At 45.7% G+C, this 23,519-nt stretch carries 25 protein-coding genes, 1 pseudogene and 1 riboswitch; of the genes and pseudogenes, 4 read left to right on the plus strand and 22 right to left on the minus strand.

Annotation, left to right across the window (positions count from 1 at the left end; genetic code table 11):
- Positions 1-76: 76 nt before the first annotated feature.
- The 8 genes from OTK50_RS02440 to OTK50_RS02475 all read right to left on the minus strand — a co-directional run bounded on the left by OTK50_RS02440 (position 77) and on the right by OTK50_RS02475 (position 9,898).
- A complete protein-coding gene (locus OTK50_RS02440; protein ID WP_266121821.1) occupies positions 77-2,044 on the minus strand; it encodes a methyl-accepting chemotaxis protein in 1,968 nt (655 codons plus the stop codon).
- Between the two features lie 127 nt (positions 2,045-2,171).
- The gene (gene splB, locus OTK50_RS02445) at positions 2,172-3,200 is read right to left on the minus strand and encodes a spore photoproduct lyase (RefSeq protein WP_045207264.1); all 1,029 of its coding nucleotides are present in this window, start codon (positions 3,198-3,200) and stop codon (positions 2,172-2,174) included.
- An 84-nt stretch (positions 3,201-3,284) separates the two neighbouring features.
- Positions 3,285-3,524, minus strand: coding sequence for a transcriptional regulator SplA domain-containing protein (locus tag OTK50_RS02450; RefSeq protein WP_003154646.1), 240 nt, complete (start codon positions 3,522-3,524; stop codon positions 3,285-3,287).
- An 86-nt stretch (positions 3,525-3,610) separates the two neighbouring features.
- Positions 3,611-5,326, minus strand: coding sequence for a phosphoenolpyruvate--protein phosphotransferase (gene ptsP / locus OTK50_RS02455; protein ID WP_007611069.1), 1,716 nt, complete (start codon positions 5,324-5,326; stop codon positions 3,611-3,613).
- The gene (locus tag OTK50_RS02460) at positions 5,326-5,592 is read right to left on the minus strand and encodes a phosphocarrier protein HPr (RefSeq protein WP_003154654.1); all 267 of its coding nucleotides are present in this window, start codon (positions 5,590-5,592) and stop codon (positions 5,326-5,328) included. The genes ptsP and OTK50_RS02460 overlap by 1 nt, the downstream gene beginning before the upstream one ends.
- Positions 5,593-5,688: 96 nt before the next feature.
- On the minus strand, positions 5,689-7,785 hold the full coding sequence (ptsG, locus tag OTK50_RS02465; protein ID WP_003154656.1) for a glucose-specific PTS transporter subunit IIBC: 2,097 nt from the start codon (positions 7,783-7,785) through the stop codon (positions 5,689-5,691).
- A 230-nt stretch (positions 7,786-8,015) separates the two neighbouring features.
- Positions 8,016-8,882, minus strand: coding sequence for a glucose PTS transporter transcription antiterminator GlcT (glcT, locus tag OTK50_RS02470; protein ID WP_007611051.1), 867 nt, complete (start codon positions 8,880-8,882; stop codon positions 8,016-8,018).
- Between the two features lie 50 nt (positions 8,883-8,932).
- Positions 8,933-9,898: a LacI family DNA-binding transcriptional regulator gene (locus tag OTK50_RS02475; RefSeq protein WP_045207262.1), complete on the minus strand. Its 966-nt coding sequence runs from the start codon at positions 9,896-9,898 to the stop codon at positions 8,933-8,935.
- A gap of 98 nt (positions 9,899-9,996) precedes the next feature.
- Between OTK50_RS02475 and OTK50_RS02480 the strand changes: the two genes are divergently transcribed.
- Positions 9,997-10,122, plus strand: coding sequence for a hypothetical protein (locus OTK50_RS02480; protein WP_257720512.1), 126 nt, complete (start codon positions 9,997-9,999; stop codon positions 10,120-10,122).
- Positions 10,123-10,179: 57 nt separating this feature from the next.
- Here OTK50_RS02480 and OTK50_RS02485 read toward each other — a convergent pair whose 3' ends face one another.
- The 6 genes from OTK50_RS02485 to OTK50_RS02510 form a co-directional block, all read right to left on the minus strand.
- Positions 10,180-11,274 carry a M24 family metallopeptidase gene (locus OTK50_RS02485; RefSeq protein WP_045207260.1) on the minus strand — a complete coding sequence of 365 codons (1,095 nt, stop codon included), beginning with the start codon at positions 11,272-11,274 and terminating at the stop codon, positions 10,180-10,182.
- A gap of 113 nt (positions 11,275-11,387) precedes the next feature.
- Positions 11,388-13,301, minus strand: coding sequence for a heavy metal translocating P-type ATPase (locus tag OTK50_RS02490; protein ID WP_224224220.1), 1,914 nt, complete (start codon positions 13,299-13,301; stop codon positions 11,388-11,390).
- Between the two features lie 242 nt (positions 13,302-13,543).
- Complete coding sequence (gene stoA / locus OTK50_RS02495) at positions 13,544-14,038, minus strand: endospore biogenesis thiol-disulfide oxidoreductase StoA (RefSeq protein WP_088462217.1); 495 nt, start codon at positions 14,036-14,038, stop codon at positions 13,544-13,546.
- Positions 14,039-14,100: 62 nt separating this feature from the next.
- Positions 14,101-15,441: a polysaccharide biosynthesis protein gene (locus tag OTK50_RS02500; RefSeq protein WP_007409593.1), complete on the minus strand. Its 1,341-nt coding sequence runs from the start codon at positions 15,439-15,441 to the stop codon at positions 14,101-14,103.
- Between the two features lie 115 nt (positions 15,442-15,556).
- Positions 15,557-16,180 carry a cell wall hydrolase gene (locus tag OTK50_RS02505; RefSeq protein ID WP_007409592.1) on the minus strand — a complete coding sequence of 208 codons (624 nt, stop codon included), beginning with the start codon at positions 16,178-16,180 and terminating at the stop codon, positions 15,557-15,559.
- A 274-nt stretch (positions 16,181-16,454) separates the two neighbouring features.
- On the minus strand, positions 16,455-16,649 hold the full coding sequence (locus OTK50_RS02510; RefSeq protein WP_029325879.1) for a hypothetical protein: 195 nt from the start codon (positions 16,647-16,649) through the stop codon (positions 16,455-16,457).
- Positions 16,650-16,812: 163 nt separating this feature from the next.
- Here OTK50_RS02510 and OTK50_RS02515 point away from each other — a divergent pair, with 163 nt between their 5' ends.
- Positions 16,813-16,998: a YkvS family protein gene (locus OTK50_RS02515; RefSeq protein ID WP_003154669.1), complete on the plus strand. Its 186-nt coding sequence runs from the start codon at positions 16,813-16,815 to the stop codon at positions 16,996-16,998.
- A gap of 73 nt (positions 16,999-17,071) precedes the next feature.
- Here OTK50_RS02515 and OTK50_RS02520 read toward each other — a convergent pair whose 3' ends face one another.
- The 3 genes and pseudogenes from OTK50_RS02520 to OTK50_RS02530 form a co-directional block, all read right to left on the minus strand.
- Entirely contained in the window at positions 17,072-17,347 is a 276-nt protein-coding gene (locus OTK50_RS02520) for a DUF3219 family protein (RefSeq protein WP_032874712.1), read from the minus strand.
- Between the two features lie 349 nt (positions 17,348-17,696).
- A pseudogene (locus OTK50_RS02525) lies at positions 17,697-17,898 on the minus strand (NADPH-dependent 7-cyano-7-deazaguanine reductase QueF); the annotation flags it as partial.
- Positions 17,899-18,034: 136 nt separating this feature from the next.
- Positions 18,035-18,781: an SDR family NAD(P)-dependent oxidoreductase gene (locus OTK50_RS02530; protein WP_224224219.1), complete on the minus strand. Its 747-nt coding sequence runs from the start codon at positions 18,779-18,781 to the stop codon at positions 18,035-18,037.
- Positions 18,782-18,949: 168 nt separating this feature from the next.
- Here OTK50_RS02530 and OTK50_RS02535 point away from each other — a divergent pair, with 168 nt between their 5' ends.
- Together OTK50_RS02535 and OTK50_RS02540 are read left to right on the plus strand one after the other, a co-directional pair.
- Positions 18,950-19,291: a winged helix-turn-helix transcriptional regulator gene (locus tag OTK50_RS02535; RefSeq protein WP_088462221.1), complete on the plus strand. Its 342-nt coding sequence runs from the start codon at positions 18,950-18,952 to the stop codon at positions 19,289-19,291.
- A complete protein-coding gene (locus OTK50_RS02540; protein ID WP_088462222.1) occupies positions 19,275-19,529 on the plus strand; it encodes a hypothetical protein in 255 nt (84 codons plus the stop codon). Before OTK50_RS02535 ends, OTK50_RS02540 begins: the two co-directional genes overlap by 17 nt.
- 242 nt (positions 19,530-19,771) lie before the next feature.
- Here the strand turns inward: OTK50_RS02540 and queF are convergent, their stop codons facing one another.
- From queF to OTK50_RS02565, 5 genes are all read right to left on the minus strand, one after another.
- The gene (gene queF, locus OTK50_RS02545) at positions 19,772-20,266 is read right to left on the minus strand and encodes a preQ(1) synthase (protein WP_003154673.1); all 495 of its coding nucleotides are present in this window, start codon (positions 20,264-20,266) and stop codon (positions 19,772-19,774) included.
- Between the two features lie 17 nt (positions 20,267-20,283).
- Positions 20,284-21,015 carry a 7-carboxy-7-deazaguanine synthase QueE gene (gene queE, locus OTK50_RS02550; RefSeq protein ID WP_088462223.1) on the minus strand — a complete coding sequence of 244 codons (732 nt, stop codon included), beginning with the start codon at positions 21,013-21,015 and terminating at the stop codon, positions 20,284-20,286.
- Positions 21,008-21,448, minus strand: a complete 441-nt coding sequence (queD, locus tag OTK50_RS02555) for a 6-carboxytetrahydropterin synthase QueD (RefSeq protein ID WP_007611020.1) — start codon at positions 21,446-21,448, stop codon at positions 21,008-21,010. The genes queE and queD overlap by 8 nt, the downstream gene beginning before the upstream one ends.
- Positions 21,449-22,108, minus strand: a complete 660-nt coding sequence (gene queC / locus OTK50_RS02560; protein ID WP_003154679.1) for a 7-cyano-7-deazaguanine synthase QueC — start codon at positions 22,106-22,108, stop codon at positions 21,449-21,451. It abuts the gene before it with no gap.
- Positions 22,109-22,204: 96 nt separating this feature from the next.
- A riboswitch (PreQ1 riboswitch) is annotated at positions 22,205-22,249 on the minus strand.
- Between the two features lie 108 nt (positions 22,250-22,357).
- A complete protein-coding gene (locus tag OTK50_RS02565) occupies positions 22,358-23,479 on the minus strand; it encodes a hypothetical protein (RefSeq protein WP_045207249.1) in 1,122 nt (373 codons plus the stop codon).
- Positions 23,480-23,519 lie beyond the last annotated feature (40 nt).

The raw sequence follows: 23,519 nt of genomic DNA on the forward strand, positions 1-23,519 counted from the left end.
GCTTTCCTCCCCTGCTGCGATTCATATATACGATTTCATGTCTATATTACCATATGACAGGCTGATAGAGTCCGCGTTACAAGGTGAATTTAGAAATGGCGCTGATCAGATCTTCGCTCGCGCTCTTTAACATATCAGTCGATTGCTTCACTTTTTCAAGCGTAACGAGCTGTTCATCTGTTGAAGCGTTCACTTCTTCCGCCGCTGCCGCTGATTCTTGAGAAATGGCGGAGATGCTTTGAATCGCTTCTTGAATCGCGGCTTGTTCTTCACTCATTTTTTGAATGTCATTGTAAATATGATCTATACCTTGAACGAGAGACTGCATTTCCGTCGTAATCAGATTGAGGACCTCACCCGTTTCATGAATGGTGCTGTTTTGTTCATCATTCATTCTGCTTGCCTCAATCATCGCGTGTGACGCTTCTTTTGTCTCAGATTGAATCAGACGGACCGTCTCACTGATATGGCCGGAAGAAAGAGCTGATTGTTCAGCAAGCTTGCGGACTTCTTCCGCGACGACGGCAAAGCCCCGGCCGCTTTCTCCCGCTCTTGCGGCTTCAATGCTCGCATTCAGCGCCAAGAGGTTCGTCTGGTCTGAAATGGCGGATATTGCCGTCACGACTTCTTCTATGTTTTTCGTTTGTTCTTCCAGGTCATTCAGCATTGCCTCTACTTTTTTCGTTTCTGAATTGGCTTCGTTTGACTTCATCAGCAGCTGCCCGAGCGCGTCCAGTCCTTTGTAGCTGGCATCCTCTGAAGATTTTGAGAGTTGTTTTATGCTGCCTGCGCGATCTGCGATTCCTTTTATTTTGACCGAGAGATTTTCTGATTTTTCGTTGATTGTCTCAACCTCTGACGCTTGCTCTGTCGCTCCGGCGGCGACTTCCTCTATCGCTTTTGCGATTTGTCCGCTCGTTTCATTTGTTTCTTGTGAAATGACGGTTAGTTGGTCAGATGTATCGGACACATTTTCCGAAGAGGTCTTGACCTGTTCGACCATCTCTTTCATATTTTCAACCATTTGGTTAAAGTCTTTTGTTAACTCGCCTACTTCATCTTTTGATTTCGTCTGGGCGCGGACGGTTAAATCTCCCGCTGAGACTGAATTTGTTTTGGCGATCAGCTGCTGAATCGGCCCGGTTATCGTTTTTGCGAGGAAATAACTGAGTCCGATCGTAATCACAAGGGCGATCAGTGACATAAAAATGCTCACCGTGTTCATTTTGTCGGCTACTCCCATCAGCTGATCTTTTTCAAACTGCGTTCCGACTTTCCACCCTGTTTCTTTTACCGTTTGGTAGACGACCATGTTCCCCTGCAGCTCTTTGACACCTTCTTTATCCGCAGTGATGTCTTTTAACGTCTGATCTTCCGAAATATTTTTCCCCTGTTTTTCCGGATGCGCCAGAAGAGAGCCATTTTCATCCGCTAAAAAGGCAAATCCTTTATACGGGACCTTTTGCTCGTTGACCATGCTCTGAATGGAGGACAGCTTCAGATCTAAGCTCGCCACTCCGACGACGGTTCCGCTGTTTTGAATGGCTTTTGACGCCGTCACGATCATGTCTCCCGTCACTGCATCTTTATAAGGGTCGGTCCAGACAACCTTATCGGGTTTTTCAGCCGCCATCTTATACCACGTTCTATTTGTCGGATCATAGTCTTTGGCAAAATCGGCCTTTGGATATGTAAACATTTGTTTGTTTGCGGTTCCGACGTACGCAAGCGCGACATATTTGTCATTCTGTCCGATCTGCTTTAACTCATCGTTAAAAAGCCGCGCGGTTTCTTTCTTCCCATCTGATAGAAAAGACCGGGACAATTCACCGTCTGCTAATCTCAATAATACGGTCTCATCATTTTTCAGCTGAAGCTCAATGTTCTGACCGAGTGAATTGGTGACATTCTCTGTCGTACGTTTTGCTTCCTCCGTCATCATCGGCTTTAATGTCAAATATGAAGAAACCGTTAAAAAAACAACCGTTACGATAAGCATTGCCGAGACAAACACAGCAATTTTGATATGCATTTTTTTAAACATAACCATCCCCTCCTGAGAGTTATATCGGTCTTTCGGCCAAGAAAATGAATAAATCTTGAAATAAATATCAAACATTTCCGTCATTTGGCGCAGCAAAAAAAAGAGCCGTCCTGCCGACAGCTCCGCCTTACGTAAAATATTCGATTTTCGCTTTCGGAAAATAGGTTTCGATATAAGATTCGAGTGTTTCCCTTAAGTCATGTTCTTCGTCTTTTTGGTATATATACTTGCCGATTCCGTAGCGTCCCCATTTGTATCTGCGCTTCTCTTCATCAAGCTCAAGCTTTGTTTTCGGATAGTTCTTCTCAATCACCCGTTTGGCCGGTTTTGTAAAACGGTGCTGGATCAGTTCAAATGTGATGTCATGCCGAACGTTTTCATCAAGCGCCGCGTCAAGTTTCTCAAACAGTTCCTTATAGCCTTCCTCCCAGCCATCGTGAATATAAATCGGCGCCACGATGAAGCCGAGCGGATAGCCCGCTTTAGCGACTTTGACGGCGGCTTCTATCCGTTTGTCGAGCGGAGAAGTTCCCGGTTCAAAGTTTTTAATGACATAGTCCGCATTGATGCTGAATCTGAACCTTGTCTTTCCGTTATGCTTTGCATCAAGCAAATGATCGACGTGGTGAAATTTAGTCACGAATCTGAGCTGTCCCAATTCGCTTTGTCCGAAATGTTCAATGGCTCTTTTTAATGTATGTGTCAGATGATCGATTCCGACGATATCAGACGTACAAGAGGCTTCAAATCTTGTAAATTCCGGCGCCCGTTCTTTCATATACTCATCAGCCTGATCCAGAATCTCTTCCACATTGACATATGTCCGGATGTAAGGCTTTGACCCCATCGTCGTCTGCAGGTAGCAATAGTGGCAATGCCCCATACAGCCCGTCGCAAACGGAATGGCATATTCGGCGGACGGCTTTGAAGAATCGAATTTCAGTGTTTTCCGGACGCCGATTACCAATGTTGATTTCGCGTTCCGGTATTGCTGCAAGTGATTTTTCCCCGGAATATTCCGGACTTGATTATGCGATGTCGTTTCTCTGATCTCAAGCCCCATGTTTTCAAACTTATTCTTCAGCTCTTGTCCTAACGGGTATTCGAGCGCTCTCGGTTCAATATAAACAAGCTGGGGCACAAACGGCTTCAGCATAGACAGACACTCCCTTTACATATTCTCATATTGTTACTTTCCGTTTAAAAGAGAGTGAATATGCGTTGTAAACATTTCCTTTGATCAATGATACCGGTCTTCTTCAAAAAGCTCGCTGTAAAGCGCTTCCGCTTCCTCATATGTCGAAAAGACCGCGTCATCTTCGGCCAGCGGATGATAGGTTTCGTATAAAAACAGAGACAGTTCTCCCTCATGATACGGGTGATGGACGATCTCCGCCTCTTTAATATGGGCAACATTGGCGGCATGCGGATTGCGGTAAATCACATAGACCGTATCCCCCGCTGCAAATGATTTTGTCATGATAATCCCTCCTGTTGAAAGTTATTGTTCCCCCTTTTTTTCCGAATATGAAAAAACCAGACGGCTTACACCGTCTGGCTGTTGTATTACTTATTGAATGTTTCTTTAACGAATGCGACAACCTCTTCTGTCGTGCTCATAGACAAGATTGTTTCTTTGAATGATTCAGCTTCTTTTTTAGAAAGCTTGCTGATCTGCGTTCTTGCCGGAAGGATGGATGTAGCGCTCATCGAGAACTCATCTAAGCCTAAGCCGAGAAGAATCGGAATCGCAATTTCGTCTCCCGCCATTTCTCCGCACATGCCGACCCATTTGCCCTCTTTGTGAGCGGCTTCAATAACAAGGGTGATCAGACGGAGAATCGCCGGATTGTATGGCTGATACAGATAAGCTACGCGCTCGTTCATGCGGTCAGCAGCCATCGTGTATTGGATCAAGTCATTTGTTCCGATACTGAAGAAGTCAACTTCTGCGGCAAACTGATCTGCGATAACGGCTGTAGACGGAATCTCTACCATCATACCGACTTCAATATCGTCAGAAACCGCTACGCCGGCTTCGACGAGTTTTTCTTTTTCTTCGAGAAGAATCGCTTTCGCCTGTTTAAACTCGTTTACTGTCGCAATCATCGGGAACATGATTTTTAAGTTTCCGTATGTACTTGCACGAAGCAGCGCACGAAGCTGAGTTCTGAAGATTTCTTGCTCTTCAAGGCAAAGGCGGATGGCTCTGTAGCCTAAGAACGGGTTCATTTCTTTAGGGAGCTGCAGGTAAGGAAGCTCTTTGTCGCCGCCGATATCCAATGTCCGAACGACAACTGATTTTCCTTCCATACGCTCAAGAACCGTTTTATAAGCGTCAAACTGCTCGTCTTCCGTCGGAAGCTGGTCGCGTCCCATGTAAAGGAATTCCGTACGGTAAAGCCCTACAGCTTCTCCTCCGTTTTCAAGAACGCCTTTTACATCATCCGGGGTGCCGATGTTTGCGGCAAGCTCTACATGATGGCCGTCTTTTGAAACAGTCGGTTCATTGACGAGCTTCGCCCACTCAGCTTTTTGCGCCAGGTAAGCACTGTGCTTTTCTTCATATTTCTTTAACGTTTCACTGGAAGGATCGATGATCACATCGCCATCGATGCCGTCTACGATTACCGTAACACCGTTTTCAATTGTCCCTGTAGCCGCTTTTGTGCCGACAACAGCCGGAATTTCAAGCGAACGGGCCATGATCGCGGAGTGTGAAGTGCGTCCGCCGATATCAGTTGTAAAACCTTTTACAAACTGGCGGTTTAATTGCGCCGTATCAGACGGTGTCAAATCTTCAGCCACGATAACAACCTCTTCTGAGATCATGCTCGGATTCGGAATTTCCACGCCCAGCAGGTGCCCCGTCACACGTTTTGTTACGTCCCGGATATCCGCCGCACGCTCTTTCATGTATTCGTTATCCATTGATTCAAACATAGTAACGAACATGGAAGCTGTTTCTTTCAAAGCGAATTCAGCATTGACTGAATCTGCGCTGATTTTCTCCTTTACCGGGTTCAACAGCTCAGGATCACTCAGAACTAAAAGGTGCGCGGAGAAAATGTCAGCTTTGTCTTGTCCCAGTTCTTTTAAAGCATGCTCTTTAATTTTTTCAAGCTCTTCTTTAGAACGTACAATCGCTTCATCAAAACGGCTTACTTCAGCCGCAGCATCAGCAATGTTTTTCTTTTCAACCGTTAAGTCCGGCTCTTCAAGCCGGTATGCTTTCGCAATCGCAATTCCGGCTGAAGCGCCTATTCCTTTTAATTCTTGCATTACTCGCCGAGTCCTTCGCTTTTCATTGTTTCTTCTAAAGCGTTAAGAGCATCGTTTTCGTCAGCGCCTGAAGCGGAAATTGTGATTTCAGCGCCTTTAGCAATACCTAGAGACATAACGCCCATGATTGACTTAAGGTTTACTGTTTTGCCGTTATATTCTAAGTTTACGTCAGCATCGTATTTGCTTGCAGTCTGTACAAGAACTGTCGCAGGACGAGCGTGGATTCCGGAATCTGCTGTTACTTTAAATGTTTTTTGTGCCATGATTATCATTCTCCTTTAAATTAAAGCTATTTTACTACACAATATTATATCATACAGCCGTACTTGTCATCTGACAAGCACGGCGTATTTATATGCTTATTTTCCGATTTTCACAATATCTTTTTGTTCCCGTTTTACGGTACCTTCGGCCGAAAGGGAAATCGCTTCACCCTCGGCAAGATTTGTAAAGACAATCGGTGTCATTAATGAAGGAACATGAGGTTTAACCGCTTCAAGATCAACTTCAAGCAGCTTTTGCCCCGGTTCAACCCGGTCACCCTCAGAAACAAAAGAAGTGAATCCTTCGCCTTTCAGGCTGACTGTGTCGATTCCGAAATGAATGAGGATCTCTCTTCCGCCGTCAGACTGAAGGCCGATCGCATGTTTTGTCGGGAAAACATTCAGCACTTTTCCGCGGACAGGCGATACGACAATTCCTTCTTCAGGAAGAATCGCAAAACCGTCGCCCATCATTTTTCCTGAGAACACCTGGTCAGGCACATCGGTAATCGGATGGATTTCGCCGGTGATCGGAGAAGCGAACACTTCTTCACCCTGCTCGTTTCGGAGCGGATCTGCGATAACCTCTTCAACCTGCTGGCTGACTTCTTCTTGCGCGGATACTTTCGGTTCAGGGCGCGGCGTGCGTCCGGCGATAATATCCTGCATCTGTGTTTTTAAACCGTCAGAACGCGGGCCGAAAATGGCCTGAATGTTGTTTCCGACTTCAAGAACGCCTGAGGCGCCAAGCTGTTTCAAACGAGTCTTATCCACTTTCTTCTGGTCGTTGACCGTAACGCGGAGTCTCGTGATACAAGCGTCAAGGTGCTTAATGTTTTCCTGATCACCCATTGCCTGCAGGATTTCATAAGGAAGGTCCCCGGCTTCGCCTGAGGCGCCCGCACCTTCATCCGCAGCCTCTTCTTCACGGCCCGGCGTTTTCAGATTGAACTTTCTGATCGCAAACCGGAAACCGAAGTAGTAAATGACGGCTAATCCTAAGCCGACCGGAATGACAAGCCACCAAGCCGTCCGGTTAGGCAGAATTCCGAACAGGAAGTAGTCAATCAGACCGCCTGAGAAGGTCATACCGATTTTTACATGCAGCAGCTGCATGACCATAAAGGAAAGTCCCGCGAATACGCAGTGAATCGCAAACAGGATAGGAGCCACAAACAAGAATGAGAATTCAAGCGGCTCGGTAATTCCCGTTAAGAAACTTGTCAGAGCGGCAGAACCCATGATTCCGGCTACAAGTTTTTTCTTTTCGGGCTTCGCTTCATGATAGATTGCAAGCGCTGCCGCCGGAAGACCGAACATCATAAACGGATATTTCCCCGTCATAAATGTTCCCGCCGTCAGCTGTACGCCGTCTTTGATCTGAGCCATGAAAATCCGCTGATCTCCGCGGATGATGTCTCCGGCCGCATCTTTATAGCTGAAAAATTCATACCAGAACGGCGAGTAGAAAATGTGATGAAGACCGAACGGAATCAATGACCGCTCAATCATCCCGAAAATAAAGGCCGCCAAGGTTGGATTCGCTTCCACAAGACCCGTGGAGAAGGAATTCAGACCGTGCTGGATCGGAGGCCAGATCACTAACATAATAAGACCGAGAATTAATGCGGAAATTGATGTGATAATCGGGACGAACCGCTTACCCGCAAAGAATCCGAGGTACTGCGGAAGTTCAATTTTATAAAACTTGTTGAACAATAACGCGGCCAGAACCCCGACGATAATACCGCCGAACACGCCCGTCGCCAAAGTGGGTATCCCCAGCATGTTAATATAGGCCGGATGGTTTTCCGCAAAAAACTTTGCCCGTTCAATTTTGTCAGACGGAATACTGCCGTTTGCCATAAGCACGGCGCTCATGGATACGTTCATGACCAAGTATCCGATAATAGCCGCGATTCCGGCAACACCGTCTCCGTTGGCAAGACCGATCGCAACCCCTACTGCAAAAAGAAGCGGCAGGTTGTCAAATACGATTTGGCCGGCGCTTTCCATGACGTTCGCCACAAGCTGAACGTTATCATTGCTTAAGAAATGCATGACTTGAATCATATCTTTGTTCTGCATGGCATTCCCTAACGCAAGCAAGATCCCCGCAGCCGGTAAAATCGCAACCGGAAGCATAAGAGCACGGCCGATTTTCTGGAGAACGCCAAATAATGCTTTAAACATAAAAGATGTACCTCCTCTGTTAGCTAGTGTGACCTTACAGCGAAAATTCATGACAACGAATTCACTGGCGCAAGTCTTCAGTTTAACCGTTTACATTTGCCCTTTTACACAACAAAAAAGGCATGAGTAAAAAGGGTGTGCAAAATAACGGGATCGTTCTTCCCGTTTTTTACCCTCAATCACTCATGCCTGATCGAATCAGTGACACGTTTTTAAGGTTTCAACTGAAATTATGAAATTTTATTGGTTAATCGGTACAAATGAAGCGTTAGATAAACCGCTTCCGCCTCATGAACTGGTTTTTTCAGTATTTGCTGCAAGATTTTTATCAGTTTCCAAGCAGTATTGTAGCATAGCGGGTATTCATTTTTCAATAATAACATTAACTTTTCTGGTTCTTTTGTCTGCTCTTCCCGATTAATCCTGTCTATGGTAAATCTGATATGCCGGATCAGCCGCAAATAGTGGACGCTTTCTTTATTCACTTTCATCTGGAAAGATTCCTCAATCACCTGAACGAGCCGGGACATCAGCTGTGAATGCTGATTGACCTCTGAAAGGGGCCGATTACTCAGGGCGGAGTGGATATGCAGAGCGATAAAGCCGATCTCTCCTTCCGGAAGGCAGATTCCCGTCTTTTCATTAATCATGCCGACGACTTCACGGGCAATTTGGAATTCTTCCGGATAAAGCGTTTCGGTTTCCATGAGAAACGGGTTTTTAATGTCAAAACCCTGCTGCAGCCGCTTTACCGCAAAGGCGATATGGTCAGTCAGCGCAATATGAATGTGCTCATTTAACGGTTGGCTTGTCCGCTTCTTGATATGATAAATGACGTCATTGGAGATGTCGACAAGTGTCTCGTCCACATAACCGAGGAGCTTTTTAAATTGTTTTTGTTCTTTTTCATCCTTTAAGATGAACATCTTGTCATACCCTTTATCTTCAATGACATCCGCTTGTTTTTTTCCAAAGCCGATCCCTTTTCCGATTAAGACGACCTCATTGTATCTATCATGTGTTGCGATGAGCACATTGTTATTTAATACCTTTTCAACTGTAAAGGACCCCTTCATGATCCTCAGCTCCTTTGTCATTCAATACATCATATCGTACAAAACGAACGGAAAGCGCGTCAATTCTTTTTTTAGACGGTTGATCGTTCAATAAGGCGGTAATCAAGAACTTTCCTTGCCGGAGGCCCGCCGCTGATCCGGTTCTCAAGCATGTGAAAAGCCTGCTTTCCCATTTCTTTTGTTTGTATATCTATTGTAGAAATACCTAACATCTTGCTAATATCATGATTGTCGATGCTCAAAATCGCAAGCTCTTCCGGGATGCGTGTCCCATTTGCCTTGGCTTCAAGGTAAAGACCTGCGGATACTTGATCATTCGCCGCAAACAGCGCAGTCGGTTTGTCATCCCAGCTCTTCCATCTATGAAAAAGGGCTTTCCCGTCAAGCAGCGTCAGCGCCTTTTCCACAACCAGCTCTTCCCTGTAAGGGTGTCCGATCTTCTTGAGCGCCTCTTTGTATGCGGCGATGCGGACTTGACTGTTTTTTCCCTTTTTTCTGGCCAGGCTGATCGCTATTTTCCGGTGTCCCTTTTCTATCAGATAATCCAGACCGTGCCGAAATGCTTCCCGATGCGGATTACTGATGGAGGAAAGCCCTGCCGCATCAGTGTACTGGCAGAGGATGAGCGGTTCTTTCACGGTAAGCAGATGCTCATCAGGAATTGCTTTGGAGCAGATAATCAGGCCGTCCACTTGGCGCTCCTGTAATTGTGATAAAGCAAAACGTTCTTTTTGCTGCTGATAATCTGTCTGGTATAAAGAAAGATGCACGCCTGACGCTTCGGCAGCCTCGGCAATACCTGCAACAAGGTCTGCAAAATACGGAAGATTCACCGACGGAAGCACAACGCCGATCATATCGGAAAAACCTTTGGATAAATGCACAGCATGAATGTTGCGCGTATATCCGAGCGATTGCATCGCTTTTTTCACTCTTTCTCTTTTGTCCTTACTTACATAAGGATGATCGTTTAAAACTCTTGATACCGTTGTAACAGAAACCCCGGCAGCGCCGGCAATGTCTCTGATCGTAGCCATTGCGTCCCCCCTTTCTTTTTTCCCTTGATCTGGAATGCGTTTCATACAGTAAGCTAGAAACAGATACATCCTATTCGTTTGAAAGGAGAAGAACAGCGATGGGGATTCTTTGCTTAATCGGTTTGTGTCTGGCCATACTCGGCGGCAGTTACCTTGCCCTGCGGCCCCTGAATGAAAAGCATGAAATCAAACCATTTCAGCATTTTGATGATTTTTTCATTTAAAAGGTGATAAAAAAGGACGCTGCGTTCCAGAACCGTCCTTTTTTATCACAAAGCTTTCTATTTCAGAATCGTTAATTCTTTCGGATACTGCGTTAATGCTTCGGCGCCGTCTTTTGTGACAAACACATCGTCTTCTATGCGCACGCCGCCGACATCCGGCACGTAAATCCCCGGTTCTATCGTGTAGACCATGCCTTCTTTGAGGAGTGTGTCGTTCGCGCTGCTCATTGATGGATATTCGTGAACCGAAATCCCGAGTCCGTGGCCGAGGCGGTGCGGGAAATAGTCTCCGTATCCGGCTTTTTCAATAATGCCGCGGGCTTTTAAATCAAGGTCGCCGATTCTGACACCTGGTTTGCTTAATTGAAGCGCCGCCTGTTCAGCTTTAAGCACCGTTTCGTAAATCTCTTCCTGCTTCGGGCTGATTGATTGGTATGCGAATGTTCTCGTAATGTCTGAACAGTAGCCGTCAAGAATAACGCCCAGATCAAACAGAACGAAATCACCTTTTTTCAACCGGTCTGCACCCGGATTCCCATGGGGCTGACCTGATTTTTCCCCGAACAGCACCATCGTTGAAAATGACATGCCCTGCACACCTTTTTTCTTCAGCTCAAACTCAATCTGCGCAAGTACTTCGGTTTCACTCACACCCTCTTTAAGCGCCGCGACACCGACTTCAACTCCGTAATCCGCGAGTTTTGCCGCTTCCCTGAGAATGCTGATTTCCTTCTCATCTTTTACGAGACGGAATTGGTTGAGCGTTTCTTCTGCCGAAACAAATGCCGCGCCCCCTGAAGCTTGTTTGAGCTGTTCTGAACGGGAAAGAGAGATCGAATCCTTTTCAACCGCGATGGAATCAAGCCGCACATTTCGTTTTGTGAGCTCGGCTTTGATCAGCTCCCACGGATCTTCGTGATCGCTGTAGCCGATAATACCATGCTCCCACCCGGCGCTGCGGGCTTGTCCGGCTTCCATTCCCGGACAAACGAAAAACGGCTCCTGTTCCTGAAACAGGAACAATCCCATTAACCGCTCATGCGGATCCGTGTAAAAATCAGTTAAATAAAATACGTTTTCCTTTGTATGTATAAATGCCGCATCATGTCCTTCTTTTTTCAGCCAAGATGAAACACGTTCTAATCTGTTCATTTTTTGCTTTTCCTCCTTACCAAAGTGACTCTTTATTCATTCTATCAGTTTTCCGGCGTTTATGCTGTGAACGAACATTAAAAAAACAGCCGCCCGATGTGCGGCTGTCATGTTTATTTTAATAATCTCAGTCCGTTCAATATGACCAGAATCGTGCTCCCCTCATGCCCGATCACACCAAACGGCAGTTCCATCACCTGCAGAAAGTTAGCGCAGATCAAAAGGCAGATGACCGAGAGCGAGAAAACAATATTCTGCTTAATAATCCGGTTCATTTTCCTTGAGAGTCTGCACATTTTCACAAGCTTGTGAAGATCATTTTTCATAAGGACTAAGTCAGCCGTTTCAAGAGCCACGTCCGTTCCCCCGCCCATCGCAATACCGACGTCAGCGGTTTTCAGAGCGGGCGCGTCATTAATGCCGTCTCCCACCATGGCGATTGTGCCGTACGTTTCTTTCAGCTTCTTCACTTCCTTTGCCTTTTGGTCCGGCAGACAATCGGCAACAACCGTCGTCATGCCCGCCTCTTTTGCAATGGCAGCCGCAGTTTCAGACTGATCGCCGGTGAGCATGGCTGTTTGAATGCCCAGTGATTCAAGCTCAGCCATCACGGCTTTGGCTTCAGGTCGGATTTGATCCTTTAAGGCGAAGCAGCCCGCAATCCGGTCATCTTTTTTAACAAAGACCAGTGTAAAACCTTTATCCTTTAATTCTTTTCCCGATGTCTGCAAAAAAGCATCTGCCGCATCTTCACCTGCAAACCCCGCTTTTCCGACCATCCATTTGACGCCTTCTATTTCAGCCTGAACACCGAATCCGGACGTCTCGTCAATCGATAGATATCCTGCGGGCGCGGCGCCCCGGCTTTCGGCAAATTCAGCTATCGCTTTTGCAAGCGGGTGGCTTGATTGCTTTTCCATCGCATACACCGCCTGCATGATCTCATCTTCACTCACATGTTCCGCAGCTTGAAATGCCGCGACTGCCGGCTGTCCCTTTGTGACCGTGCCGGTTTTGTCAAAAGCGATCATCCGGACGCTTCCCAGCTGCTCTAAAAACACACTTCCTTTAACCAATAATCCGTTGCGGGCCCCATTTGAGATAAGGGAAAGCGCAGCGGGCATAATAGAAGCGACAAGCGCGCACGGGGAGGCGACCACCATAAACACCATCGCCCTGTAAAAGGTTTCACTCCAGCTCCAGCCTAAAGCGAAATGAGGAATGAATAAAAGCAAAGCCACGGCTAACAGCACGCCTTTTACATAGACACTTTCGAATCGTTCAATAAATGCCTGAGCCGGTGACACGCTGTTTTGGGCTGATTCCACCAGCCGGATGATTTTTCTGAATAAAGACTGTTCATTTGTTTTCGTCACACGGACCGTTAAGGAGCCGTTTCCGTTTACCGTTCCTGTAAACACAGAATCTCCTGCTGTTTTTTCCGCCGGCATCGCTTCACCCGTCAGCGCCGATTCATCGAGGCTCGTCACGCCAGACTCAATGATCCCGTCTGCTGCTACGCGTTCGCCCGGCTTAATGACGATCATGTCACCGATCTTAAGTTCAGCAGCCGGCACCCGCTTTTCCCGTCCGTCCGCAAGCAGTGTCGCTTCCTCCGGTTCCAGTTTCATTAAAGATGTTAAATCACGGCTGCTTTTATTCATCGTATATGTTTCGAGCGCGCCGCTTAACGAAAAAATAAAGATAAGAACAGCGCCTTCAGCCCAATAACCGATCAGGGCGGAGCCGACAGCCGCAAAAATCATCAGCAGTTCCACATTTAACGCCTTCGTCTCAATGGTATCCTCAATTCCCTCTTTCGCTTTTGCAAATCCCCCGATCAGGAAGGCAAGGATATACAAAGTGACGGACAGGCCTTTTGTTTCGGTAAAAAACCAGGCCGCAAGAATAAGGACGCCGGATACGAGCGCCGCAATGAGTTCTGCATGCTGGAGCCACTTTTTTCCGGCCCGCTCTTCTTGTATGTGCTGTTGTGAATGGGTTTGTGTCATCACTTGTTCATTCATTATGAATTCTCCTCTCTAATTGAGAACGCAAATCATCTTCAATTCCCCGATAAAAGTAAAACAGCCGCCTGACAGGCAGCATTTTCACAGTGTTATCGCAGTGTTTTCTTTATTATAGCATGCCGACGGAAGATTTCAATTATAATTGTTTTAATTTCTTTTTGATAATAATTATCAATAGTGTTTCTTCAGCTGTTCATTATATGCAAAAAAGGTGCGGGAGGAATTCCTCCCGCACCTTTTTATTTCTCTGACCATTCTTTTAATTGTGAGGCGGTCATCGGACCGACGATCTTTTTTTCGATTTCTCCTTTTTCATTCAGCAGAAATGACGTGGGAATCGTCATGACATCGTATTCCTTCATAAGCTCGCCTTTCGTGTCAAGAACAATCGGGAATGTGAGATGGTGCTGACTGACAAAGTTTTGAACGGTATTTTTATTTCGCTCGGCATTCATCAAATTTACCGTTACAAGGCTTACATCATCGGACTGATGCTGTTCAAAATACGTTTGGAACTGCGGCAGTTCTTTTTTGCACGGCGGACACCACGATGTCCAAAAATGCAAAATCGTTTTCCGCCCTTTATTCGGAATCGATATCTCGTCTCCTTCAATCGTCTTCATCAGAAACACGGCGGGAACTGCCTGTTTTTCTGATGAGGCTTTTGCTTCAGGCATCCAGACGGCGGCAGCTATCAAAAGGACTGCACATACAATTAGGCGGTTTTTATGCATATGATCTTCCTTTCACGCGTTTCGGATAGCTTGCCCTTCCTTATTGAAATGTATCAGCCTTTTCAGCTTTCGATCCGGGGCGCTGTTCTTCCGCCGCCCGTCAAAAACACGGAGACACCGAGGTCTTTGCAGATCGTCGCGTAATGTAAACTTGTCAGAAGAATCATGCCGGTATTCATGCCGAGTATAATGCCGAGCATTTGCAATTCCGGCATAGAACCGAGCACATACATCATCGAAAGCCCTACAATGCTGCTCCATACGTTATGATAAAACGCCGTTTTCACGTGGCCGATACCGATCAGACAGGCCTGAAGCGGCATCACAAACAGATGAAAAAGAAAAAACGGCCACAAAAGCTGCAAATAATACTGCGCTTCCGGAGACTGAAAAAACAAATGGGTCAGCGGGCCCGCGAACTGAAACATGACCCAGACTGCCGGAATGCCGTAGCCGAATGTAATAAAAATCGCTTGTCTGAGCCGTTTCAGCACAATATCATATTGGGACAGCGCATACGCTTCTGAAATGCTGGGAATCATGACGACCATCAGCGAATGGGCGATAAATGCGGGAAACGAACCGATTGTCATCGCTACACCGGCAAGCATGCCGTATTGATCAATCGCGGCTGTCCCGGCTGCCCCGGACGCCAGCAGCGCTCCTTTCACTAAAAAGGGTTCAATGGCGTTTGTCACCGCATGAAATATACGAAGTCCCGTTGTCGGGATGGATACGGCCAGGAGGCGTTTCCGCACGTCTTTCCCGCGAAGATGAATGTGCTGATGGCCGGAAAGCGCCCTCCGCGCCAAAATAAACTGCGTATACAAGTAAACGAACACCACGACATCGCTTGCGACCAGCACAAATAATGAAATGAGCACGGCCATATCAATTTCAAAAGAGTACCATTGAAAAAAGATAAACAGACAAAGCACTTGAATGATTTTTTTCATGACATTCGCAACCGCAATTTTTCCCATTTGCTGCACACCCATAAAATAACCTCTGGCGATGGATGTAAAAGCGACGACTGGAATCAGCCCGATGACAATCCCTTTAATAAACGGGTGATACGTATCGAATACAGGAATGAACGGCAGCGCGATGCTTGCGGCCGCGGTTGAAAACGCGGTAAAAACGGCGGTCATTCTGAAGGCATGCCGGAGCATGCTTTCATGCAGCTTCTGATTGGATTCCGCGATGAATTTTGAAATGGAGATCGGAAGCTCCAGACTGGCGATGACGATAATTAAAAAAATGGTGGGCAGAATGCTCATGTAAAGTCCCATCCCATGCTCGCCAAGCTCCCGCGCCAGTATCATATTCACGACAAATTCCAGACATTCCGCGAAAAAGGCGGCGATGGATAAAAGAATGATCCCTTTCACAAATCGATTCATGGTGTCTCTCCTTGTCTCTCGTTCTTCCATCATCATATGAGACAAGTTCTGAAAATATTTTCAATTTCTCAAAATTGAAAAAAGCATAGCCGGGATATTTTTGATCCCGCTATGCTTACATCGCAAATACGTGTCTGCCGATCCGTTCGATAATTTTTCGGGAACGAATCCAGTGGTCAGATGCCGTTTTCGGATTGTAGAAAAACAACGCGTTCGTTTCTCTGCCCGGATGGTCAAGCGCCTCATTTGCGGCGGCGATGGAATCCTTATCCGGCTTTTGATTAATGCTTCCGTTTGCTACCGGTTCAAATGCATTCCTTTGATAGATCACGCCCCGAATGGTATCCGGGAAGCCGTTTTTTTCAGTCCGGTTCAGCACTACGCTGGCTACCGCAACCTTCCCTTTATAAGACTCGCCCTTCGCTTCTGCGTGAACGAGACGCGACAGAAGTTGTCTGTCAGCGCGGGAATACGTTTTTTTCGGCGGCTGATAAGCCGTCTCTTCCGGTTTGGCTTTCTTCTCTTGGTGAGATGACAGCTTTATCGGTTGGATAGAATGCTTATGATCCGTTTTTGAAAGCTTCGGAACCGAGCTTTTTTTATTTAAATCAGCAACCAGTGTGCTGGGTTCTTGCTTTGGCTTCTTCGCAAAAGTAAACAGAGCTTCTGTATGTTCAATTTTTGATGCAGGCATAAAACATAGAAAAAAGACAGCCAAGGCAGCAAATTTTGTCGTCATACGATTTCCTCCTTAAATACTTCACTACCTTAACAAGAGCTGTGCGCAAATTCACGGTTAAAGATTTTCCAGTGCTCCCAATCAGCTTTTATAATGGAAGAAGTTCGTTAACAGCCTTGTTATTGGCAGGAAAACAGCCGTCATTTTCACAACATTAACCAAATAGCAGTAAAAGTATCCATCGGAGGGATTTTACATTTTGTTTACATCTGTTACAGCCAGATGAAATGAGAAACTGAAACCAAAAAAAAGACTCCTCAAGTGTGAGGAGCCATCAGCTTCTTGGCTGTTCTAAATACTGGAAGATAACATCTCCGCCCTGCTGTGCAATACCACGGAAATGCTTAAAATCTTCCTGCTTCGATAAAACTGCTCGAAATGCAAGAAAATGTTCTTTCTGCACCCTGAATTCTTTGATTTCACCGGTGCGCATTTGGTTGATAGATTCTGAAATTTCCTCAGGCAGCAACGAACACAGCCTCCTTTTCTCGGCTTTTTCCCGAAAATCAATATACCATCTTTCCCCCGCCGGGACAATGATTGAGCGGGCTGATACCCATATCGCTTTACTTCTTAAAGAAAATACTGCAAAATATTTTCAAACAGGATTTATGATAAAGGAGAGGAAGCTCGTGAAAATTGCTAAGGTTGGAAACGTCATTGAATTTAAAAACGGATTAACCGGTATTGTTGAAAAAGTAAATGAAAATTCCGTCATCGTTGATGTAACCATCATGGATAATTATCGTGATCTTGAATTAGATTCCCTCACTGTCGTCAACCATAAGAATTATAAAATCATCAGAGACTCCTATTAAACCCCCTCGAACAATCCGAACCATTTACATATCCCGCACAAAAGCTGCCGCCCGGCAGCTTTTTCAAATGAACTCAGATCTCCGTCATTTCTACAAAAAAATCACCGGTCTGATCTTTATTGTAAAGATTTGTGACGGATGTATGGTAGTTGGTTATTTTACCGCGGAATTCAAGCCCTCGCTCGGGCGCCTTGATGTCAAATGTTTTTTCATACAAAAGGACGGCAATATCATGATACGTTTCAGAGGTCACCTTCAATACAAATGAAATCATGCGGCCGTTTTTACCCGCACTTTCTTTACAATCATACATTTTCAGCCTTACACCGTTTAACTCTAACGGCTCCATAACGAACACTCCTTCTTTTTACAGGACATGCTATCATGCTGACCATTCCTTTACAATTGATCCGATCCGAATGAGAAAAAACAGCGCAGGCCTTTACAAACGTATGTTCCCTATTTTATAATGAAACAGACGAGCTGCCATCCAGCACCCGTCACGTATTGAAGCGGCGAGTACACTCCCCCCGGGTTTACTCGTCTTTTTCTTTTCTCCAAATGATCTCTCTTTTCCTTATAGAAGTTCTGTGCAAATATCATGCACCTTTTTGGCTGCGCGGCACAGACGAAAAATACCCCCGCTTAAAAGGCGGGGGTATTTAGGTTATATTCCGAGACCGTACTCCGTCTGAAAATTAACGGTTGTCAATCGTCTCCGGGTACATATCATAATTCATCATCCGATGTTTCATATTTTGTTCCCGGTCTGCCGTAGTTTGTATACGGGTCAATCGAGATTCCGCCTTTTGGCGTGAATTTGCCCCATACTTCAATGTAGCGGGGGTCCATTAATTCGATCAAATCATTCATGATGATGTTCATGCAGTCCTCGTGGAAGAAAAGGCAGGTCAAAGTCTTGTCCCATAAGTACTTGCTCTAGACATTAATCATGAAGTCACACCAATTTTACACCTTACCAAACGATTGATTTTAACCTTTTTTGGGGACTATTTGTCATCTCTGCGCAGTGAAATTATACCTGTGCTAGCCCGCCATCTACGAACAATTCAACACCCGTCAAGTAACTGCTTTCGTCTGAAGCAAGGAAAGATACAGCGTTTGCTACTTCTTCAGGTGTCCCAACTTTTCCAGCTGGAACAGTATTTCTGGTATTTTCCATTGCTCCTTCAAGTGCATCACCAAAAAGCTCATCGTATGCAGGTGTAAGAATAGCTCCTGGACTAACCACATTTACACGGATTTCAGTACCTTTTAGGTCAAGAATCCAGTTGCGAACTAGTGCTCTTAATGCTGCTTTAGATGCTCCATATACACTAAACGCTGGGTTGCCAATTGATCCAGCAGTAGAGCCCGTTACAATAATAGAACCTGCTTTGTCCGGGAATAGTGATAACGCTTTTTGAACAGTAAAGATGGTTCCTTTAACGTTAATGTCGAACGTTCTATCAACCTGCTCTTCAGTAATTTCACCTAATGGAAGGAAGTTGCCGATGCCTGCATTAGCAAAAAGAATGTCCAACTTACCTTTTTCCTGCTTTATCATGTCATATAGTTTGTCTAAGTCTTCAAGCTTAGAAATATCACCTTGAACACCGGTTACGTTCTTGCCAATTTGGTTAACAGCTTTATCAAGTTCGTTTTGTCTGCGTCCCGTGATATAAACATATGCACCTTCGTTTACAAATTTTTGTGCTGCAGCAAGACCAATCCCACTTGTTCCACCCGTTACAAGCGCTATTTTACCTTCAAATTTACCCATACTTAACACTCCTTTAGAATTCATTTTATTTTACGTCTAGTACCTTTAAGTACTTGAAGAACAACTTACAAGATATAGTATCCTTCAGTAAGCACATTATCGGAAGTACCCACTTTTTTGTGATATAGTAACTAAAAAGTAATAAATGTGGAATGGAGAGCTTTAGACATGAAAAAATTTAGCTGTGGGTTTGAAGTGACAAAGGAAGTTATTGGCGGAAAATGGAAAGGTATTGTATTATACTTTTTAATGAATGGACCAAAGAGAACGAGTGAATTAAAGCGCATTATCCCAAATATAACTCAGAAAATGCTGATTCAAACACTTAGAGAGCTTGAAGCCAGTGGACTTGTGAGCAGAAAGATGTATAATCAAGTACCGCCGAAGGTTGAATATTCATCCACTGAACTTGGAGAATCTCTTAAACCTATCTTGCAGGAGCTCTGTCAATGGGGAAGCCATTATGCGGAGCAAGAGTATGCAGAAGGTGAATATGAAATTGTACGTTAGGATTGATGTAGCTGCTGAAGTAAATGCTAAACAACTTCAATACCATCGCCTAACAGATGAAGAACAGTCAGAAATAAATGAGATATTCAATTTTGAAAGTGAAGTTCTAATAAGAAGTGTCATGGACTATATTCAGGAGAACTTTGATGAAATTCAAAAAAGAGCTGTTTCAAATGTTAAAGAGAAGGTTCAGAAACTTAGCCAAAAAATAAATGAAGATATTGATAATAATATTTAATGCCTATGATCTCTAGATAGGCATTTTTTCTTTCGGATAAAAAAGAAAAGACGTACAAATTGTACGCCTTAATCTGCTTCTGTACTATCAATTTTTCACTGCATAAAAGTCACAGTTCAGGTTGCACCTCAGGTCACAATTCGCTGTGACTCGGTCACAATTCCGCTGAAAATTAGCACTGAATGTTCGGATTTTACTGTGACTCCACTTCGTTTCACACTCCGTATCACACAACGGAATAATTACCGATTATCAATCGTCTCCGGATACATATCATGATTCATCATCCGATGTTCGGCCATTTTTTCATATTTTGTTCCCGGTCTGCCGTAGTTTGTATACGGGTCAATGGAGATTCCGCCTCTAGGCGTGAATTTGCCCCATACTTCAATGTAGCGGGGGTCCATTAATTCGATCAAATCATTCATGATGATGTTCATGCAGTCCTCGTGGAAATCTCCGTGGTTGCGGAAGCTGAAAAGATACAGCTTCAGCGATTTGCTTTCCACCATTTTTTCGTCCGGAATATAGCTGATGTAGATGGTTGCAAAGTCCGGCTGTCCCGTTTTCGGGCAAAGTGACGTAAATTCCGGGCAGTTGAATTTAACGAAATAATCACGGTTCACGTGTTTATTCGGAAATGATTCCAAAACCTCCGGCGCATATTCAAATAAATAGTTTGTCCCTTGATTCCCCAGGAGCGTAACTCCTTCTAATTCTGATTCTTTTCTTGTCATATAAATCTCCCTTTCTATTAAACTCCCCGTTTATTGCCCCAAAGCAGCGTATGCAGCTGAGGCAGGACTCTGACGAGATTCAGATCCGAATCGGCTGAAACCTTATCAACGAGTGATTCGTATTTTCCGAGCAGATGTGCGATCAATGCCCGGTCGTCCGTCGTATGGACGTTATCGTTTCCGACCTGAAGATAAAACGGGATATTCGGATACCGCTTGTGCACGGTTTTCGCGAATTGCAGATCTTCATCATTAAAAATGACGACCTTTAAGCTGACCGCGTTAAGCCTTTCTGCCGCATCAAGCGAAGACACAATGTGATCGAGCTTTGCAAAATCGGTTGTCATCCCCGAACTTGGCGGCTTCGGTGAAATCGTCAGGTCGTTAATCATTGTGAACCAATCCTGATAGACCGTTCCCTGCGTTTCTAAAGCGGCGCGCACCCCGTGCTCTTTCAGCAGCAGAATCAGCGCGTCAAGCTGCTTTAACAGCGCCGGGTTTCCTCCTGAGATGGTGACATGGGAAAAGGCGTCTCCGCCGATTTCTCTCAGCTCGCGGTAAATGTCTTCCGCCGTCATCCAGCGGATATCTTTTTTGGCTGAGCCGTCCCATGTAAAAGCGGAGTCGCACCAGCTGCAGGAGTAGTCGCAGCCCGCCGTGCGGACGAACATGGTTTTCTGGCCGATAACCATGCCCTCCCCTTGTATCGTCGGTCCGAAAATTTCTAATACCGGAATTCCTTTAGCCATTCCTATCACCTTTTTTCGGGCGGTATACGCAATAGCTTGTCGGGGTTTCCCTGACAAAAATCTGCACGCAGACCGGCTGATTCTCCAGTGTTTCAAGGTAGGACTGCACCTTATCGTAAATCGTTTTGGCCACGACCTCGGTCGTCGGCAGTGAATATCTGTCATCTTCAGAAAATTCGTCATGGTCATTCAGCAATGTATGATCGTAAGCGCCGTGCACCAATTTCTTCAGCACGCTGAAATTCACGAGAAAGCCTGAATCGTCCAGTTCATCCCCCGCAACTGTAATATTTACTGTATACGTGTGCCCGTGGACTCTGCTGCACGCTCCGGCGCTTTCGCGGGGAATAAAGTGCGCGGCTGAAATGTGCATATCCTTATTCAACTCAAACGAATAAGGATGCTGAACCTGCGGGTAAATTTGAGAAAGCAATTAGTTCCGCTCTCCTTTCATTTTCATATATTCATCATATCCTTTATTGCGGAGCAGGCATGCCGGGCATTCGCCGCATCCGTCCGCAATGATGCCGTTATAGCAAGTCAGTGTGTTATTCTTTACAAAATCAAGCGCGCCGAGCTCATCCGCAAGTTTCCACGTTTCTGCTTTGTTCAGCCACATAAGCGGCGTATGAATGACGAACGGCTTTTCCATCGCCAGGTTGACGGTGACGTTGCAGGATTTGACAAACTCGTCACGGCAGTCCGGGTAGCCGCTGAAATCAGTCTCGCAAACACCGGTGATAATGTGGCGCGCGCCGATTTGATATGCAAGAATCGATGCAAAGGATAAAAATACAAGGTTGCGTCCCGGTACAAAGGTTGTCGGCAGTTCCCCGTCCTTCGCTTCAATTTCGATATCATCTCTTGTCAGCGCATTCGGCGCGAGCTGATTTAAAAGAGACATATCAAGCAAGTGATTTTTGACACCGAGCTTTTCAGCAATCGATTTTGCCACATCGATTTCTTCTTGGTGACGCTGATTATAATGGAATGTAACGGTTTCCACTTCTTCAAAGTTTTGCAAAGCCCATAATAAACAAGTCGTGCTGTCTTGGCCTCCGCTGAACACCACAACTGCTTTTTCTTTTTTCATGTCTTTCTCTCCCTTATCTATCATTCCATAAAAAAAGCGCCTTTTTCGGAGAAGGCGCCCTAAAAAACATAAAAAAACCGTATCCAAGGATACAGCTCGTCCTTAGTTTTTTATAGAGGGTGTAGCTAGAACCTCTCCCGCATCAATACGGATTTTCTTCTTTTTTCACTTTTGCTATCATACCATAATGTTGTTTCCCGTGACAATAAAAAAACAGCCTGAACCCTGTGTCAGGCTGCAAAAGCGGGATTAAGCCCCGCGTTTTTTCCCGGGAAATACCATCAGCGCAATCCCGATCAGAACAAATAAAGCAGGCCAGAAAACAGAAACCGGAATGATCGGCTGATTCGTCATCATAAAAGAAAGTGCTGTCAAGGTCAGCACCGCAACCGGGATGAGCAGCGCCTTCTCTTTCCCGCCGAACAGCCACAGCTCAAATAAACCGAATGCCGTTGCAAGCAGATAAACAGGCCATGTCACACCGGAGTAGGACCAATTGGTTGCCGTTTCAAAGACAAACAAGATCCCCGTAATCAATAAGATGCCGCCCGGTACGAGAAGTCCCGCGTTTTTGACAGGTTTCGGGCCGAAAATCGGAATGTGAAAAGCGGCGCCCAGCAAAAGAATGAGAGCGGGCCAGCCGCGTTCGCTGATGACTTCATTTGCAGTGGTGAATATGGCGAAAATGCCCGCGGCGCACAGAACCGCAGCAGCAGTCAAAAGCCCTCTTTGCCTTCTGCCGAACAGCCAGGCTTCAAACAGGCCGAACGCAACGGCAAAGAGGTAGACAGGCGATGTCACATTTGCGTATGTCCAATCCGTCAGCGTTTCAAACCATAACAACCCGCCCGTCACAAGCAAAATGCCGCCCGGAATAAGAAGGCCCGATCTTTTTTTCGGCTGCATAAAGGCAGCGGCGTGAAACAAAAGCGCGGCTGCGATGATCAAAAGCGGCCACAGCCCCGTCATCAGCATACCGGCAAAGCATAGTGCTCCCACGGCTGTCAGGATGAAAGCAGGAATCAATACACCTAACTTCCTCCCGCCGAAATACCACAGCTCAAACAGACCGAGAGCAGGCGCCCATATATAAACAGGCCACGTCACGCCTGAATACGTCCATCCTGTTGCGGTCTCAAAACAAAAGAGGCAGCCCAGCACAAGAAACATACCGCCCGGAACGAGCAGTCCCGCCTGGTCAGGCGTTTTTTTCGCAAAAATAAATCCGGCGTGAAACCCTGCGGACATTATAATGAAAAGAAACGGCCACGCCGAACCTGCGGATATATGTATAACTCCCGCCTTCTGTAAAAAAAACGCAATGCCGATACAAATAAAAATAAATCCCAATAATACACGTCGAGCTTTCATCTCTTACTCCTCCCCATCATTTCCCAATTCATTATACAGA

Origin of the sequence: Bacillus sp. NEAU-CP5 (assembly GCF_026420705.1) — a bacterium.
GTDB lineage: Bacteria > Bacillota > Bacilli > Bacillales > Bacillaceae > Bacillus > Bacillus velezensis.